The 17,373-nt window shown below is 68.2% G+C and carries 11 protein-coding genes; 6 read left to right on the forward strand and 5 right to left on the reverse strand.

What is annotated here, in order from left to right:
• Nucleotides 1-11: 11 nt before the first annotated feature.
• Both car and AC5Y5B_RS16060 read right to left on the reverse strand, forming a co-directional pair.
• Nucleotides 12-3,593: a carboxylic acid reductase gene (car, locus tag AC5Y5B_RS16055; RefSeq protein WP_500005924.1), complete on the reverse strand. Its 3,582-nt coding sequence runs from the start codon at nucleotides 3,591-3,593 to the stop codon at nucleotides 12-14.
• Between the two features lie 143 nt (nucleotides 3,594-3,736).
• Nucleotides 3,737-4,492, reverse strand: a complete 756-nt coding sequence (locus AC5Y5B_RS16060; protein WP_112632034.1) for a L,D-transpeptidase — start codon at nucleotides 4,490-4,492, stop codon at nucleotides 3,737-3,739.
• Between the two features lie 283 nt (nucleotides 4,493-4,775).
• On the opposite strand from AC5Y5B_RS16060, the gene AC5Y5B_RS16065 reads away from it, so the two are divergent.
• Nucleotides 4,776-5,708 (forward strand): LysR family transcriptional regulator, encoded by a 933-nt coding sequence (locus AC5Y5B_RS16065; protein ID WP_112632119.1) that lies wholly within the window; start codon nucleotides 4,776-4,778, stop codon nucleotides 5,706-5,708.
• Here the strand turns inward: AC5Y5B_RS16065 and oxc are convergent.
• Entirely contained in the window at nucleotides 5,692-7,449 is a 1,758-nt protein-coding gene (oxc, locus tag AC5Y5B_RS16070; protein ID WP_500005927.1) for an oxalyl-CoA decarboxylase, read from the reverse strand. The genes AC5Y5B_RS16065 and oxc overlap by 17 nt on opposite strands.
• A gap of 266 nt (nucleotides 7,450-7,715) precedes the next feature.
• Between oxc and AC5Y5B_RS16075 the strand changes: the two genes are divergently transcribed.
• A complete protein-coding gene (locus AC5Y5B_RS16075; RefSeq protein ID WP_500005929.1) occupies nucleotides 7,716-9,311 on the forward strand; it encodes a FadD7 family fatty acid--CoA ligase in 1,596 nt (531 codons plus the stop codon).
• 12 nt (nucleotides 9,312-9,323) lie between these two features.
• Here AC5Y5B_RS16075 and AC5Y5B_RS16080 read toward each other — a convergent pair whose 3' ends face one another.
• On the reverse strand, nucleotides 9,324-11,483 hold the full coding sequence (locus AC5Y5B_RS16080) for an elongation factor G-like protein EF-G2 (protein ID WP_500005931.1): 2,160 nt from the start codon (nucleotides 11,481-11,483) through the stop codon (nucleotides 9,324-9,326).
• 140 nt (nucleotides 11,484-11,623) lie between these two features.
• Nucleotides 11,624-12,049 (reverse strand): TIGR03668 family PPOX class F420-dependent oxidoreductase, encoded by a 426-nt coding sequence (locus AC5Y5B_RS16085; RefSeq protein ID WP_500005933.1) that lies wholly within the window; start codon nucleotides 12,047-12,049, stop codon nucleotides 11,624-11,626.
• Between the two features lie 173 nt (nucleotides 12,050-12,222).
• Between AC5Y5B_RS16085 and AC5Y5B_RS16090 the strand changes: the two genes are divergently transcribed.
• The 4 genes from AC5Y5B_RS16090 (at nucleotide 12,223) to AC5Y5B_RS16105 (ending at nucleotide 17,359) form a co-directional block, all read left to right on the forward strand.
• Nucleotides 12,223-13,305, forward strand: coding sequence for a S1C family serine protease (locus tag AC5Y5B_RS16090; RefSeq protein WP_500005935.1), 1,083 nt, complete (start codon nucleotides 12,223-12,225; stop codon nucleotides 13,303-13,305).
• A gap of 121 nt (nucleotides 13,306-13,426) precedes the next feature.
• Complete coding sequence (gene treS / locus AC5Y5B_RS16095) at nucleotides 13,427-15,199, forward strand: maltose alpha-D-glucosyltransferase (RefSeq protein ID WP_500005937.1); 1,773 nt, start codon at nucleotides 13,427-13,429, stop codon at nucleotides 15,197-15,199.
• A gap of 55 nt (nucleotides 15,200-15,254) precedes the next feature.
• Complete coding sequence (locus tag AC5Y5B_RS16100) at nucleotides 15,255-16,604, forward strand: maltokinase N-terminal cap-like domain-containing protein (protein ID WP_112632040.1); 1,350 nt, start codon at nucleotides 15,255-15,257, stop codon at nucleotides 16,602-16,604.
• A 68-nt stretch (nucleotides 16,605-16,672) separates the two neighbouring features.
• The gene (locus tag AC5Y5B_RS16105) at nucleotides 16,673-17,359 is read left to right on the forward strand and encodes a YoaK family protein (protein WP_500005939.1); all 687 of its coding nucleotides are present in this window, start codon (nucleotides 16,673-16,675) and stop codon (nucleotides 17,357-17,359) included.
• Nucleotides 17,360-17,373 lie beyond the last annotated feature (14 nt).

A 17,373-nucleotide genomic window follows, 5' to 3' on the forward strand; every position in this document is an offset into this window, starting at 1 on the left:
TTCGGGTGTCGTTACACCAGGCCCAGTAAACCCAGATCCGCGACGTACTTATCGATCAGCGCCGCCGACAGATGCGGAATATCGTGGTCTGCACCGATTTTCGCGGCCCGCACGGCGTCGCGGAACACGTCGGTGGGGGCCGGCGCGCCGCGCAGCGGTATCTCCGGTTTGCGGTAGGCGTCCAACAACGGCAGTACCGAAAGCTGACGCTGCTTGTCCGGCAACGCGCGGATGGCCGTGGTGAATCGGGTCAACCATTCGTCGTAGTCGTCGATGCGGCGGATGTCGTGCCCGGCGGCGATCAGCCAGTCGACGAACACATCGAGGGAGATGCCGTCGTCGTGCGGGTTCATCACGTCGAAGGACCGGTAAACCCCGGAAGTATCAGCGGCCGTGGCGATCTGCTCGCCGAGCGTGGTCACCGCTTCGGCGACGAAGTCGGCGGGCAGCCCGTCATAGTGGGCCACCGCTCGGTTTCCGTGCGGATCGGCCTGGTAGAAGGAGCCCGGTGCGATGCCGGTGATCAACAAGCTGAACAGCAGCCGGGTGAACGCATCCGGCACGTTCAGCTGGCCGGCATACCGGCTGTGCGCCAGGATCATGTCGGACCGGAATACGGCGACCGGCAAGCCGCACAGGTCGTGCGCCTCGCGCAGCAACACCTCCCCGGCCCACTTGCTGTTGGCGTAGCCGTTGGCGTAGCTGTCGTCGACCGGCCGTACTGCGCTGACGGCGCGGATGTCACCGTCCTCGGCGAACGTGGCCGGATCGACCGACAGGGCCACCGCGACGGTCGACATGTACGTGACGGGTTTGATCCGCGTCGTGATGGCCAGGCGAATCAGCTCGGCCGTCCCCACCGCGTTGGGACCGAAGAGTTGGTCGTAGGGCAGCACGTGGTTGACCAGCGCGGCCGGGTGCACGATCAAATCCACACTGTGCGCCAGGCGCTCCCACGTCGGCTGTGCCAGGCCAAGATTGGGCTCGCCGATATCGCCGACGATGACCTCGAGGTGGTCGGCGGCCAGCGCGCGGAACCGCTCCAGCAGTTGCGGATCCCCGCTGTCGAACACAGCCTCGAGCCGTTTGGCGGCGGCCGAGGTGTCCGCGGCGCGGATGACCGCGATGAGAGTTCCGCCGGTTTCGGCCAGCCGTTCGAGCCACTCCAGGAGGAGGAAACGCCCGAGGTAACCATTGGCACCGGTGAGCAGCACGGTATGAGGTGTGCCCGTCGCGCGCGGCAGCGCCGGGGCCTCGGCCAGGGTGGTGGCGTCGATGAACTTGTCTAGCGTGAGGTCCGAGGCGCGGACTTGCGTCCCGCCCTGACCGTGCACCGTGGCGAAGGTAGGCCGCCGGGATTCCGAGTCACGCTCGGCCTCGACGTATTTCGCGAGCTGACCCAGATCGGTTGCCGGTCCGGTGATCATCCCCACCGGTACCTCGACGTCGAAGATGTCCCGCAACAGGTTGGAAAAGGTCAGCGCCGACAGGGAATCACCGCCGAGATCGATGAATAAAGCGTCCGGTGGCGGGGGGCCGCCGGCCAAGCCCAGCAGCGCCTCGGCCGCGCGGGCGAGTGTCACGATCACCGGCCGGTCGGCCGCGCCTTCGCGCAAGGCGCGCAGTTCGGCCACCCGGTTCTCGGCCAGCTCCGCGTACAGCTGTTCGAGCCGAGCGCCGTAGTGCTCCTTGAGCTTTGGCCGCAGCAGCTTGCCCACGCCGGACAGCAGGCCGTTGTCCTCGCTGAACGGCTCGGTCTCGACCAGGAAGTCGACGGGCACCTCGTAGGACTGCAGCTCGGCGAGTTTGGCCGTCTGGCGTAGCGACTCGCCGAGAGCTGCCTTCAGTCCGTCGGCATCGCCGGCGTACCGCTGCGCGGCATCGTCGGTCGGGACGACCACGGCCAGCAGATAGGGCCGTTCGCTGTTGCCGTAGACGAAGATCTGGCGAACCAGAGCCGCGCTGGAGAACACCGATTCCAGGCGCGCCACGGCGACGAACTCACCCTGGGCCAATTTCAGCACGTTGTTGCGGCGGTCGACATAGGCGAGCCGGCCCGGCTCCAGCTCGGCCATGACGTCACCGGTGCGGTAAAAGCCGTCGGCGTCGAACGCGTTGGCGGTGACGTCGGGTCGTTTGAAATATCCGGGCGTCGCGGTCAGCGACTTCACCAGCAATTCGCCTCGCGGATAGGGCTTGTCGGTGCGGAAATACCCCAACTCGGGGACGTCGATGAGCTTGTAGTCCAGCACCGGCGGCTGGGTGATTCGTCCGTCCTTGGTCACCATGCCGACCTCGGTCAGGCCGTAACCGTCGAGAACGTGGACGTCCAAACAGGTCTCGATGAAGGCGCGCATCTCCGCGGCCAGCGGGGCGGTGCCGCAGAACGCGGTCACCACGCGTCCACCGAGGACCTGCTCGCGCAGCTCGGCCTGCGCCTGAGCCTGCGCGTCGCGGGGTTGCACGCCCGACACCTCGAGACGGTCGACCGCGCTCTGGTAGCGCTGGTAGAGCATTTCCGCCACCCGCGGCACCAGCCCCATTTCGGTGGGGCGCACCAGGTTCCAATCGTCGAACAAGGTCGACAGGTCGCTTTCCGGGACGAAATAACTGGTGCCGCCGGCCTGGAAGGCCGTCGACAGCGGTATCCGGCCGCCCAGGTGATTCAACGGCATGAAGTTCACGTTGATCACCGGCGTGTCCGTGAAGTCGGGCATCAGTTCGGTGGTCCACAGCTTGCAGAGCATCCGCTCGGTGTACATGGCGCCTTTGGGCAATCCGGTGCTGCCCGACGTGTACATGATCATGGCCAGCCGCTCATCGGTGTCGCCGGTGAACATCGGCTCCCGGGGCAGGCTACGTCCGCGCTCGATCACCGCTGCGAGCGTCTCGATGGTCACCGGGATGCCGGCGCCGGCCAGCTTCGCCTGCGCGCGTTCGACCGCCTCGCGTTGGTCATCGACCTCGGGCTGGTAGTCGAACACCACCACCCGCCGCAGCGACGAGGTGCCGAGCACGGCTTCGACAGCGAGGTCGAGATAGCCGACACCGGCGGCCAATACGGACGGCTCGACCTCGTCGACGATCGGCTTCAGTCGTGACGCGGTCGTGTTGTGTTGCAGCGGCACGGCCACCAGGCCGAGATAGCCGCAGACGAGATCGATGGTGAGGTATTCGGCGCTCGCGAAACCCACGGTGGCGACGAAGTCCCCGGGCGCCACGGGGTTGGTGGCGTCGCGTCGCCAGGCGGCGGCGATGGCGCGCACGTCGGCCCACAGCTCGCGGTAGGTCATGGTGTCGAACCGGGGCAGCAGTTGCGCGCTGGTGCGGCCGGTGCCGGGGTCGGTCGTCAAGGCGCGGGCCCGCCACCCCAGTACGGGGCGTTCGGCATAGCCCCGGGCAAAGGTTTCCAGGATCTGCGGCAGCCGCAGGCCGGGTTGGCGTGCCGCGCTCTGCAGGGCGGGGTCTGGCTTGGCGCTTCGGAACTCGTCGTCGCGGGCGTCCAATTCGCTGATGCGCTGGGCTACCTGCTGGCGCGCCGCGCTGATCGGGCCTGTGGAGCCGCCGTTCGCTCGCTTCGCTTCATCGGTCATGGCCCGCCTCCCGTTTCGATCCAGTCGTCTACCGGAACGAACCCCCGCGGGCCAGGCTTCCGTTCACCGGTTGTGACGGTTGTCACACCGCGGCCGTGGCGCGCCAATCAACCCCGACGGCGCCGAAATGCGCGCGGTGCGGCTCAGGCCACGACCTGAATGGGGTCCCCGACGTTCACCTCGTTGAAGTACCAGGCGGCGTTGTCGGGACTGAGGTTGATGCAGCCATGGCTGACGTTGGCGTAGCCCTGGGAATCGACCGACCACGGGGCCGAGTGCACGTAGACACCACTCCAGGTGACGCGCACGGCGTAGGAGGCGGTGATCTTGTATCCCTCGGGGGAGCTCAGGGGGATGCCGATGGTCCGCGAGTCCATCACCACGGTGCGCTGCTTTTCCAGCGCGGTGAAGCTGCCGATCGGGGTGGGACGGCTGGGCTTGCCCATCGACGCCGGCATGGTGCGCAGCACCTCTCCGTCCCTGCTCACCGTGAAGGTGTGCTTGGAAATGCTGGCGACGCCCAGCAGCGCTTCACCGGTGTCGAATCCGGTCGTCATGGCCTGAATGCCCACCGAGACGTGGGTGTGGGTGGGCCAGTACTGGTTCGGGACCCATTGCACCACGGTGTCGTGGACCCACTCGAAGTGTCCGGGCGTGCCGCTGGGCGAGGTCACGTGAATGGACCGCTCGGCCGCGGACCGATCGGCCACCGGGGCGGTGAACGTCACCACCACGGGGTGGGCCACGCCGACCACGGCCCCGTTAGCGGGCAAAACCGAGGCGACGTCCGGGGTGGGTTGCGGTACCGGCACGGCGGCGGTGCTGTGACCGACCGGCCCCACCAGCCCCATCGCCGTGATCGCGACCATAACAAACAGATAACGAACGCCTCGACGCATAGCGTCCACCCTTCGAGATGGTGCGATCAACACACGAATATCCTACTGGTTACCCACTGATGGCCGGTTTCAGCAAACAATGACAGCTCGGCCCGCTCGCCACGGTAACGATCCGATCACCGATCGGGTTCAGTTGCGTCAGGGGCGCAGCCGAGGGGTGTGGACCCGTCGCGGCAACCGCTGGGTCGCGGCGCGCGGACCTGCTTGGCCCACCTGCCGGCAACGCGTTAGCCTCAGCGGGATCGGTGCCGAAAATGCCGAGCCCGGATACGAGGGAGTGCGGGTGCTCTTCCGCCAACTGGAGTACTTCGTTGCGGTCGCTTCCGAGCGGCACTTCGCCCGGGCGGCCGAAAAGTGCTTCGTTTCCCAGCCCGCGCTGTCGGCGGCGATCGCCAAGCTGGAACGGGAGTTGAACGTCACGCTGATCAACCGCGGGCACAGCTTCGAGGGCCTCACGCCCGAAGGGGAGCGGTTGGTGGTGTGGGCCAGGCGGATTCTCGCCGAGCACGACGCGTTCAAATCCGAAGTGGACGCCGTGCGCTCCGGCATCACCGGGACGCTGCGGTTGGGTACCGTGCCGACCGCGTCCACGACGGCGTCCCTGGTGCTCTCGGCGTTTTGTTCGGCACACCCGTTGGTGAAGGTGCACATCCTTTCTCGCCTGGCGGCGAGCGAACTGTACCGGCGCCTGCGCGAGTTCGAGCTCGATGCCGCCATCGTGCACGCGGCGCCCGACGAGGCTCATGACGTGAACGTGGTTCCGCTCTACCAGGAGCGCTACGTGCTGCTGGCGCCCGCGGACATGGTGGGATCCGGCGCGGCGACGATGACCTGGGTCCAAGCCGCCCAGTTGCCGTTGGCGTTGCTCACGCCCGACATGCGCGATCGTCAGATCATCGACAAGGCCTTCGCCGACCATTCCATCGCCGTCAGCCCGCAGGTCGAAACCGATTCCGTGGCATCGCTATTCGCTCAGGCGTCGGCGGGCAACTGTGCGTCCATCGTCCCGCACACGTGGCTGTGGACATCGCCGCTCGGGCCCGACATCCGGGCGGTGGAACTGGTCGATCCGGTGCTCAAGGCCGATGTCGCCCTGGCCACCAACGCCACCGGGCCCGGCTCACCGATCGCCCGCGCGCTGGCCGCGTCCGCCGGGCAGCTGGCGCTCAACGAGTTCTTCGACGCGCAGCTGCTCGGAGTTACCCGCCGGCGTTGACCGGCCGCGGTGTCGCCGCGCTGGCCGGGTTCAGGTTGGCCAGGTGCCCGCTTTCCACCCCCGCCGCCGGGTCGAGTTCGCAGTCGATGATCGACGGCCCCGCGGAGCCGATCGCCTCGCTCAGCGCGGCGCGCAGCTCCGACGGGTCGGCGACGTGATATCCCTTGCCGCCGAACGCTTCCGCGAGCAGTTCGTGGCGCGCGCGGGCGTTCAGTACGGTCGGCGCCGGATCCGACGCCGTCGCGGCCGTGCGGGGTGCGGCCTCGTCGCCGCGGTAGACGCCGCCGTTGTTGAGGATGACGACGGTGACCGGCAGGCGGTAGCGGCAGATGGTTTCGATCTCCATGCCGCTGAAGCCGAATGCGCTGTCACCCTCGATCGCGACCACCGGCTTGCCGGTCTCGACGGCCGCGGCGATCGCGTAGCCCATCCCGATGCCCATCACGCCCCAGGTGCCCGTGTCGAGCCGGTGCCGCGGCAGCTCCATGTCGATGACATTGCGGGCCAGGTCGAGCGCGTTGGCCCCTTCGTTGATGATGTACACGTCCCGGTTGTCCTGCAGGACAGAGCGAATCGCACCGAGGGCGTTGTAGAACCGCATGGGGTGCGGATCGTCGGCCAGACGGTCGCGCATCTTGGCGTCGTTGCGGGCGCGGCGCTCGGCCAGCTCGCGCGTCCACTCCGGTGGCGCGGTGATGGGCCGCACGGCCACGCCGTCACACAGTGCGGACAGCACCGAGCCGATGTCGCCGGCCAGCGGCGCATCGATCCGCTGGTTGCTGTCGAACTCGGCGGCGGCGATGTCCACCTGCAAAAATTTGGCGTCTGGGCTCCACTGCGGCGAATCCCCATGACCCAGCAGCCAATTCAGCCGGGCGCCGACCAGTAGGACCGCGTCGGTGCGGGCGATCGCCAGCGAGCGGGCGGCCGCGGCCGACTGGGGGTGTGAATCGGGCAGTAGGCCCTTGGCCATCGACATGGGCAGGAACGGAATCCCCGTCGACTCGACGAACCGACGAATCACGTTGTCGGCCTGGGCATACGCCGCGCCCTTGCCGAGCACGATCAGCGGCCGCTGCGCGTGTGCCAGCACGTCCAGCGCGCGTTCGATCGCCTCGGGCGCCGGCAGCTGCCGGGGCGCGGGGTCCACGACCCGCCAGATCGAGTCCGCCCCCGCGACGGCGTCCATGGCCTGGCCCAGCACCTCGCCGGGGATGTCCAGGTAGACGCCGCCGGGCCGCCCGGAGACCGCGGTGCGAATGGCGCGGGCGATGCCGCGCCCGATGTCCTCGATCCGGCTGATCCGATAGGCGGCCTTCGCGAACGGCTGCGCGGCGTTGAGCTGGTCCAGGTCCTGATAATCGCCGCGCTGCAGATCCACCAGCGCCCGGTTGCTGGAACCGGAAATCTGAATCATCGGAAAGCAATTCGTGGTCGCATTCGCCAGGGCCGGCAGCGCGTTGAGGAAGCCGGGTCCGGACGTCGTGAGGCACACGCCGGGGCGGCGGGTGAGGAATCCGGCTGCGGCGGCGGCATTTCCGGCCGAGGCTTCCTGCCGGAAACCGATGTAGCGGATTCCGGACGCCTGCGCGACGCGGGCGAGGTCGGTGATCGGGATGCCGACGATGCCGTAGATGGTCTCGACACCGTTGGCCTTGAGCGCATCCACCACCAGGTGAAAGCCGTCGGTCAGGCGTGTCGGCTCGGGCGCCGAGCTTCCGGATGCCGAAGCTGTGGACATGTGACGACTCCTCGGATGCGTGCGGTCGGCGGGCTCGACGCGCCGGGCGGGTACTGCTGTAGCCCTCACTGTGGCCCCAGCGCACATCGCGTGTCCAAGACGAAGGCACTATCCGGCGATTCGCGTTGTCTATCGTGCCAGCTCAACGGCCCGTCGTGGCGGTTCGATAGCCGCCGGTTATCGATCGTGAGCGAATCGATATTGGACGGCCCGGAAGCCCGCGCGGCAGGGTGGGCAGCGGTAGAAGAAGTGGAAGGAGCACGGTGATGAGGTCTGAGGCGATTGGCAGCAGCCAGGGCTCGACGGAATCCGCCAGCCCCCGTCTGGCCGACCTGGTCGAGGCGGCGGCACGCCGGTCGCCGCAGGCGCGGGCGTTGGTCGTCACCGCCGAACGCACACCCGTGAACTACCGCGACCTGATCGGGCTGGTCGATGATCTGGCCACCCGGCTGCAGGCCGGCGGCCTGCAGCCGGGGGATCGCGTCGCGCTGCGCGCAGCCAGCAACGCCGAATTCGTCGTCGCACTGCTGGCGGCGTCGCGCGCGAACCTCGTTGCGGTTCCCCTGGATCCGGCTTTGCCCCTCGCCGACCAGCGCGCCCGCAGCGATGCGGTCGGTGCCCGGGTGGTGCTCGTCGACCAACCCGGCGACGCCGACTGTGACCAGGCGGCACCCCCGCGGTGGCCCGTCGCGGTGACGGTCGGGCCTGACGGCACCGCCCCGGCGGTCACCCTGGACGTCACCGCGGCGCCCCGGCCGGACGTCTCGACACCGGAGGGCCTGCGCGACGACGACGCCATGATCATGTTCACCGGCGGGACCACCGGAGTGCCCAAAATGGTTCCGTGGACCCGCCATAACATCGCCGCCTCGGTGGCGGCCATCGTCGCCGGGTACGGGTTGGGTCCGCGCGACGCGACGGTGGCGGTGATGCCGCTCTACCACGGCCACGGACTGCTCGCCGCCCTGCTGGGCACCCTGGTGTCCGGGGGAGCGGTGCTGCTGCCCGCGCGCGGGAAGTTCTCCGCGCATACGTTCTGGGATGACATCGAGGCCGTCGGCGCCACCTGGTACACCGCCGTCCCGACGATCCATCAAATCCTGTTGGAACGCGCGCGATCCGAGCAACCGGACCGCACGCCCGCCCTGCGGTTCATCCGGAGCTGCAGCGCGCCGCTGACCGCCGAGACCGCGCAGGCGCTGCACGACACGTTCTCGGCACCGGTGGTGTGCGCATTCGGGATGACCGAGTCCACCCACCAGGTGGCAACGACGGCCATCGGCGGCGCCGGGCATAGCGAAAACCCCGGTGCCACACCGGGTCTCGTGGGCCGCTCGACCGGTCCGGAAATCCGGATCGTCGGGCCGGACGGTCAGGCGCTGCCCGCGGAGGCCGTCGGCGAAGTCTGGCTGCACGGCCCCACCGTGGTGCGCGGTTACCTCGGCGACCCGTCGATCACCGCCGCCAACTTCACCGAAGGATGGCTGCACACCGGGGACCTGGGCACCCTGTCACCGGCCGGCGATCTCGTCATCCGCGGCCGGATCAAGGAGCTCATCAACCGGGGCGGGGAAAAGATTTCACCGGAGCGCGTCGAGGGTGTCCTGGCCAGCCATCCCGACGTGCTCGAGGTGGGCGTGTTCGGCGTGCCGGACAAGCTCTACGGCGAGGCGGTGGCGGCGGTCATCGTCGCGCGCGGATCGGCGGCGCCGACCCCCGACGAACTGGCGGCGTTCTGCCGCGGCCGGTTGGCCCCCTTCGAGGTGCCGGCCCAGTTCCAGCAGGCCGATGAATTGCCGCACACCGCAAAGGGTTCGCTGGACCGCCGCGCGGTGGCCGCGCGGTTCGGTCGGACGGCCTGACGGGCCAGGGCCCTAGACGGTGGCGTTCACCCTGGCTGCCGCGGATTCCGGCATCGGTTCGTAACGGGCGAACGACCGGGTGAACGACGCCGCGCCGTGCGCCAGCGACCGCAGGTCGATGGCGTACCGGGTCAGTTCCACCTGGGGCACCTCGGCTTTGACCACGGTGCGTTCGTTGCCCGCGGTGTCGGAGCCCAGCACCCGGCCGCGCCGGCTGGACAGGTCACCCATCACCGCGCCGACGTAGTCGTCGGGCACCAGCACCGAGATCTCGTCGATGGGCTCGAGCAGCGCAACCCTGGTTGCCGCCGCGGCCTCCCGCAGCGCCAGCGAGCCGGCCATCTGGAACGCGAAGTCCGACGAGTCGACGCTGTGCGCTTTGCCGTCGAGCAGCGTGACGCGGATGTCGACCACCGGGTAGCCCGCGTGCACGCCCTTCTCCATCTGGGCGCGCACACCCTTCTCCACACTCGGAATGAATTGGCGCGGCACCGCCCCGCCGACCACCTTGTCGACGAACTCGAATCCCGAACCCTCCGGCAGCGGCTCCACCTCGATGTCGCACACGGCGTACTGCCCGTGCCCGCCGGACTGCTTGACGTGGCGGCCATGGCCTTTTGCCTTGCCGCCGAACGTTTCTCGCAGCGGGACCCGCAGTTCCACGGTATCGACGGTGACCCCGTAGCGGTTGGCCAGCGCGTCGAGCACCACGCCGGCGTGCGATTCGCCCATGCACCACAGCACGATCTGATGCGTCTCGGAGTTCTGCTCGATCCGCAGCGTCGGATCTTCGGCGGCCAGCCGTCCCAGCCCCATCGACAGCTTGTCCTCGTCGGTCTTGGCGTGCGCCGCGATGGCGACCGGCAGCAGCGGCTCGGGCATGGTCCAGGGCTTCAAGACCAGGGGTTCGGATTTGTCCGAAAGCGTGTCACCCGTCTCGGCGCGGCTCAGCTTCCCGATCGCGCAGATGTCACCCGCCACCACACTCGCCGCCGGGCGCTGCTGCTTGCCCAGCGGGAAGGACAGCACCCCGATGCGCTCGTCCTCGTCGTGGTCGGGGTGGGCGTGGCCGTTACCGTTGGCGGCGCCGAAGAACGACGCAAAATGGCCCGACACATGGACCGTCGTGTCGGGCCTGATGGTGCCGGAGAACACCCGGACCAGGCTGACCCTGCCCACGTACGGGTCCGACGTCGTCTTCACCACCTCCGCGAGCAACGGCGCGTCCGCATCGCACGTCAGGGTGGCGTGCGGCGCACCGACCGCCGTGAAGACCTCCGGCAGCGGGTGTTCCCGCGGCGACGGGAAGCCGCGCGTGGCGACCTCCAGCAATTCCAGGGTGCCGACGCCGCTGCTGCTGCAGACCGGGATCACCGGAAAGAACGAGGCCCGGGCGACGGCCCGCTCCAGATCCGCGATGAGCACGGATTCGTCGATGGCCTCGCCCCCGAGATAGCGATCCATCAGCGACTCGTCCTCGGACTCCTCGATGATTCCTTCGATCAGGGCGCCGCGCGCTTCCTCGATCTGCTCGGCGTCGGAGGGATTCGGCGCCTGCACGGCCCGCGTGCCGTCGGTGTATTCGTAGCGCTTCTGCGACAGCAGTCCGATCAGGCCGCTGCAGTTGGGCAGGCCGGTGGGCAGATACAGCGGTAAAACTTTGTCGCCGAAGGCATCCTGCGCGGCGGCCAGGGCTTCGGCGTAGTTCGCGCGGGTGTGGTCGAGCTTGGTGATCACCACGGCGCGGGGCATACCGACCTGGTTGCATTCCTGCCACAGCGATTTGGTGGGCTCGTCGACGCCCTCGTTGGCCGCGATCACGAACAGCGCGCAGTCCGCGGCCCGCAGTCCGGCGCGCAACTCGCCGACGAAGTCGGCGTATCCGGGGGTGTCGACCAGGTTGACCTTGACGCCGTCGTGCGACAGCGATGCCACGGCCACACCCACCGACCGTTGCTGGCGGATCTCGGCGTCGTCGTAGTCGCAGACCGTGCTGCCGTCGGCGACCGAGCCGCTTCGGGTCAACACACCGGCGGCGACCAACAGGGCTTCTACGAGTGTGGTTTTGCCGCCCCCGGACGGGCCCACCAGCACCACGTTGCGGATTTGGTCCGGACCGTCGGCGGTGGGGGCGTTCCCCGCGCCTTGGGAAGTATTTGTCCTGTCGGCCATGACTTTCCTCCAGATGCCGGGACGCACCGTTGCTGACCTCGCTAGCACCTAACTAGCTACCATTCACCCAACTTCGGTAGACCACAAGACCGTCGGGCCAGATCGAGTGGTGCGCGCGCCGCGACGGTTCGGGGCCCCGATCAGTAATGCCAGCCGGACCAACGCCGCACCGCCACCGCTATAACCGGTCCGTCCAGTGAAACCGATTGATACTGGGGGTATTTCGCGCGCAGGAGCCGGTAGCCCAGGTCTGCGGCGTCCCCGTCGGTGTGGATCGTGGCGACACCGTCGGCGCGCGCCCACCACAGCTGGGTCCAGTCGTCGGCGTAGTGATCGACCAGCAGGCTCACGCGCGGGTTGCTGTCGATGTTGGCCAGGCGGCGCAGCCGCCGCGTCGTTTTCGGTTTCGCGTCGACGGCCGTGTACACCACGTCGGAGCCGTCCCGGGCGTCGGTGGCGACCGCGAAGACCACCGGCACGACGTGTGGTTGCCCGCCGGGGGCAACCGTGGCCAGTCGGGCCACCGGGGACTCGGTGAAGCGGGCCTTGGGGTCGAATTCGCCCACCGGGCCAGCTTAGGACGAGCGGGAAGTATGCACCGGAAGCCGACGAGCCTCGTCAGACCTGACACATGTCGTGCATAGCTATCTGCATTACGGTTATATACACACAAATGTGCCGCCAAGAGCTTGAGGCCGGGACAGTTTGTTCTCTACCGCAAAGCAGGAGGGTGACACCGATGAGCAAATCGCACCGCCGCGCCGTCCGGTGGTCATGGTTGGTCAGCGCGCTGACCGTGGTCGGGCTGGGCCTCGGCTTGGGAACCGGTGTGGGTCTTGCGCCTGCGGTGGCGTCACCGTCGAACCTGGCGCTGGATCGGTACACCGATCGTCCCCAGGCGCCGCTGGATCCGTCGGCGATGGTGGGTCAGGTCGGGCCGCAGGTGGTCAACATCGACACCAAGTTCGGCTACAACAATGCGGTGGGCGCCGGAACGGGCATCGTCATCGATCCCAACGGCGTGGTCCTGACCAACAACCACGTGATCTCCGGCGCCACCGACATCAGCGCATTCGACGTCGGCAACGGGCAGACCTACGCCGTCGACGTGGTGGGCTATGACCGCACGCAGGACATCGCGGTGCTGCAACTGCGCGGCGCCTCCGGCCTGCCCACCGCCGTGATCGGCGGCGAGGCCACGGTGGGAGAACCCGTCGTCGCGCTCGGCAACGTCAATGGGCAGGGCGGCACGCCCAACGCGGTGACCGGCAAGGTCGTCGCACTGAACCAGAGCGTCTCGGCGACGGACACCCTGACCGGCGCTCAGGAGAGCCTGGGTGGCCTCATCCAGGCGGACGCGCCGATCAAGCCCGGTGACTCCGGCGGGCCGTTGGTGAACAACGCCGGTCAGGTGATCGGCGTGGACACCGCCGCCACCGACAGCTACAAGATGTCCGGCGGTCAGGGCTTCGCCATCCCCATCGGACGCGCGATGGGCGTCGCCGGGCAGATCCGGTCGGGCGCCGGCTCGAACACCGTGCACATCGGTCCCACCGCGTTCCTCGGCCTGGGCGTGATGGACAACAACGGCAACGGCGCGCGGGTGCAGCGGGTGGTGAGCACCGGTCCCGCCGGCGCCGCCGGCATCGCGCCCGGCGACGTCATCACCGGCGTCGACAACGTCGCGATCACCGGCGCGACGTCCATGACCGAGGTGCTCGTTCCGCATCACCCCGGCGACGCGATCACGGTGCACTACCGGTCCAACGACGGCGGTGAGCGCACCGCGAACATCACACTGGCGGAGGGTCCGCCGGCCTGACATCCACGCCGGCGAGACCCCGCGGGGAGTCAATTCATTTGTCACCGGGCGTGTTTCGTCACAAGCGTGTGGGCGTGATTCCGAAAGTCGCGCCTAGGGTACCCGTGGCATCGTGGATTTGATGAACGACGCAAGAGAAGCTGTCGAGCACCATCCCGAGGGGGGCAGTCACGTCCAGGACGGCGTCGTCGAGCACCCCGACGCCGAGGATTTCAACAACGCCGCCGCGCTGCCCACCGACCCCACGTGGTTCAAGCACGCCGTGTTCTACGAGGTGCTGGTGCGGGCCTTCCTGGACGGCAACGCGGACGGGTCCGGTGACCTGCGCGGGCTGCTGCAACGACTGGATTACCTGCAGTGGTTGGGCATCGACTGCATCTGGCTGCCGCCCTTCTACGACTCGCCCCTGCGCGACGGCGGGTATGACATCCGGGACTTCTACAAGGTGCTGCCCGAATTCGGGACGGTCGAGGATTTCGTCGCGCTGCTCAACGCCGCGCACGAGCGCGGGATCCGGGTCATCACCGACCTGGTGATGAACCACACGTCCGACTCCCACCCGTGGTTTCAGGAGTCGCGGCACGACCCCGACGGCCCATACGGCGACTTCTACGTGTGGAGCGACACCAGCGAGCGCTACACCGACGCCCGGATCATCTTCATCGACACCGAAGAGTCGAACTGGACGTTCGACCCGGTGCGCAAGCAGTTCTATTGGCACCGGTTCTTCTCGCATCAGCCGGACCTGAACTACGACAACCCGGCCGTGCAGGAAGCGATGATCGACGTGCTGCGCTTCTGGCTCGAGCTGGGCATCGACGGGTTCCGGCTCGACGCCGTGCCCTACCTGTTCGAACGCGAGGGCACCAACTGCGAGAACCTGCCCGAGACCCACGCCTTCCTCAAGCGCGTGCGCAAGGTCATCGACGACGAATTCCCGGGACGGGTGCTGCTGGCCGAGGCCAACCAGTGGCCGGCCGACGTCGTCGAATACTTCGGCGACGCCACCACCGGCGGTGACGAATGCCACATGGCATTTCATTTCCCGCTGATGCCGCGCATCTTCATGGCGGTGCGCCGCGAATCTCGCTTTCCGATCTCGGAGATCCTCGCCCAGACGCCCGAGATCCCGGACATGGCCCAGTGGGGGATCTTCCTGCGTAACCACGACGAGCTGACGCTGGAAATGGTCACCGACGAAGAGCGCGACTACATGTACTCCGAGTACGCCAAGGATCCGCGGATGAAGGCCAACGTCGGCATCCGCCGCCGGTTGGCGCCGCTGCTGGACAACGACCGCAACCAGATCGAGCTGTTCACCGCGCTGCTGCTGTCGCTGCCCGGCTCGCCGGTCTTGTACTACGGCGACGAGATCGGCATGGGTGACGTGATCTGGCTCGGCGACCGGGACGGCGTGCGCACGCCGATGCAGTGGACGCCGGACCGCAACGCGGGCTTTTCCAAGGCGAATCCCGGGCGGCTCTACCTGCCGCCCAGCCAGGACTCCGTCTACGGCTATCAGGCGGTGAACGTCGAGGCCCAGCGCGACACCAACACGTCGCTGCTGAACTTCACCCGGACGATGCTGGCGGTGCGGCGCCGCCATACGGCCTTCGCGATCGGAACGTTCGAAGAGCTCGGCGGCTCGAACCCGTCGGTGCTGGCGTTCGTGCGGCAGGCATCCGACGACGGCGACACCGTGTTGTGCGTCAACAACCTCTCGCGCTTTCCCCAGCCGATCGAATTGAACCTGCAGCACTGGAGCGGGTGCACGCCGGTCGAGCTGACCGGGCACGTGGAATTCCCGCGCATCGGCCACCTGCCCTACCTGCTGACACTGCCGGGACACGGTTTCTACTGGTTCCAGCTGACCGGATGCGCGGAGGACGCATGACGACCCCGCGCCCCGCGACGAGGCAGACTGATGCGCATAAGGAGGAGTGGCCCAAATGACTCAGCCAGCCAAGCTGCCGTGGTCTGAGTGGCTTCCACAGCAACGTTGGTACGCCGGACGTAACCGGCAACTGTCGCGCGCCGAGTCCAGTGTTGTCGTCCCGCTCGACGACGACCTCGACCTGGTCCTCGTCGACGCCGACTACGCCGACGGTTCACGCCACCGGTACCAGGTGATCGTGCGATGGGATGCCGCACCGGTCTCCGAGTACAGCAGCGTCGCCACCATCGGTTCGGCCGACGACCGGACCGGGTTCGACGCGATGTACGACGCGGAGGCGCCGCGGTTGCTGCTCTCCCTGATCGACTCGTCGGCCGTGCGCGACGCGTCGGGCGCCGAGGTGATCTTCGCCAAAGAGCCGGGCGTAAAGCTCCCGCTGGAGGCGATGCCGCACGTCTCCGACGCCGAGCAGTCCAATACCAGCGTCATCTTCGACCGCGACGCCATCTTCAAGGTGTTCCGCCGCGTCAGCAGCGGCATCAACCCCGACATCGAGCTGAACCGCGTCCTCGGCCGGGCCGGCAACCCGCACGTCGCGCGGCTGCTGGGGACCTACGAGATGACCGGCCGCGACGGCGGCGCCGACGCGGCGTGGCCGTTGGGCATGGTCACCGAATTCGCGGCCAACTCAGCGGAGGGCTGGGCGATGGCCACCGCCAGCGTTCGTGACCTGTTCGCCGAGGGCGACCTGTACGCGTACGAGGTCGGCGGCGACTTCGCCGGAGAGTCCTACCGGCTTGGCGAGGCCGTGGCTTCCGTGCACGCCACCCTGGCCGAGACCCTCGGCACCTCGCAGGCCGTATTTCCGGTGGACAACGTGCTGGCGCGGCTGTCCGCGACCGCGGCCCTGGTACCCGAGCTCGAGGAGCACGCGGCGACGATCGAGGAGCGGTTCGCCAAGCTGGTCACCGAGACGATCACCGTCCAGCGCGTCCACGGCGATCTGCACCTGGGCCAGGTGCTGCGCACGCCGGAGCGCTGGCTGCTCATCGATTTCGAGGGCGAGCCGGGGCAGCCGCTCGAGGAACGCCGCGCACCCGACTCGGCGCTGCGCGACGTGGCCGGCGTGCTGCGCTCGTTCGAGTACGCCGCATACGGGCCACTGGTCGACCAGGCCGACGACAAGCAGTTGGCGGCCCGGGCCCGCGAGTGGGTCGAGCGCAACCGCACCGCGTTCTGCGACGGCTACGCGGCCGCCTCCGGCACGGATCCGCGCGATTCGGCGCAGCTGCTGGCGGCCTACGAGCTCGACAAGGCGGTCTACGAGGCCGGTTACGAAGCGCGGCACCGGCCGGCCTGGCTGCCGATTCCGTTGCGCTCCATCGCCCGTCTCACCGCCGCCTAGCGCGTCGCCGTCTCTGGCCCGGCCTCGCGCGCGCTGCGCGGGCCGCGACGGTCTGACAGCATGTGCGTGTGCCGAACGAGATCAACAACAGTGAAACACGGTTGTCGTGGGTCCTGGCCGTGCTGGCCGGGATATTGGGGGCGACCGCCTATACGCATTCCGCCGGATACTTTGTGACCTTCATGACAGGCAACGCCCAGCGGGCGGCGCTCGGGTTCTTCCGCGGCGACGTGGTGCTGTCGATCTCGGCGGGTGTGTTGATCGTGTGCTTCGTCGCGGGCGTGATCATCGCGTCGGTATGCCGGCGGCATTTCTGGGTGGCGCACCCGCACGGGCCGACGGTGCTGACGACGTTCAGTTTGGCGGCGGCGACCGCGGTCGACGTCGTCGACGAGGGCTGGACCGAGAACCTGCTCGATTTCGCGCCGATCATGTTGGTGGCGTTCGGGATTGGGGCCTTGAACACGTCGTTCGTCAAGGACGGTGAGGTGTCGGTTCCGCTGAGCTATGTCACCGGCACGCTGGTGAAGATGGGTCAGGGCATCGAACGCCACATCGCGGGTGGGACGGCCGCGGATTGGCTGGGCTACTTTCTGCTGTTCGCCAGCCTGGTGCTGGGCGCCGCCGCGGGTGGCTTCATCAGCCTGTTCGTCAACGGAACGTGGATGCTGGTGGTGGCCACCGTGGTGTGCGCGCTGACCACCGGCTACACGTACTTCCACTCCGACCGCCGGGCCCTGCTCAAGGAGGCCTGAGGAAATAGCATCGG

Source organism: Mycobacterium sp. NGS33 (genome assembly GCF_059812885.1).

Bases quoted from the DNA above. Each gene is read 5' to 3' on its own strand.
- car (WP_500005924.1), bottom strand. From the start codon at position 3,593: ATGACCGATGAAGCGAAGCGAGCGAACGGCGGCTCCACAGGCCCGATC.
- AC5Y5B_RS16060 (WP_112632034.1), bottom strand. From the start codon at position 4,492: ATGCGTCGAGGCGTTCGTTATCTGTTTGTTATGGTCGCGATCACGGCG.
- oxc (WP_500005927.1), bottom strand. From the start codon at position 7,449: ATGTCCACAGCTTCGGCATCCGGAAGCTCGGCGCCCGAGCCGACACGC.
- AC5Y5B_RS16075 (WP_500005929.1), top strand. From the start codon at position 7,716: ATGAGGTCTGAGGCGATTGGCAGCAGCCAGGGCTCGACGGAATCCGCC.
- AC5Y5B_RS16080 (WP_500005931.1), bottom strand. From the start codon at position 11,483: ATGGCCGACAGGACAAATACTTCCCAAGGCGCGGGGAACGCCCCCACC.
- AC5Y5B_RS16090 (WP_500005935.1), top strand. From the start codon at position 12,223: ATGAGCAAATCGCACCGCCGCGCCGTCCGGTGGTCATGGTTGGTCAGC.
- treS (WP_500005937.1), top strand. From the start codon at position 13,427: ATGAACGACGCAAGAGAAGCTGTCGAGCACCATCCCGAGGGGGGCAGT.
- AC5Y5B_RS16100 (WP_112632040.1), top strand. From the start codon at position 15,255: ATGACTCAGCCAGCCAAGCTGCCGTGGTCTGAGTGGCTTCCACAGCAA.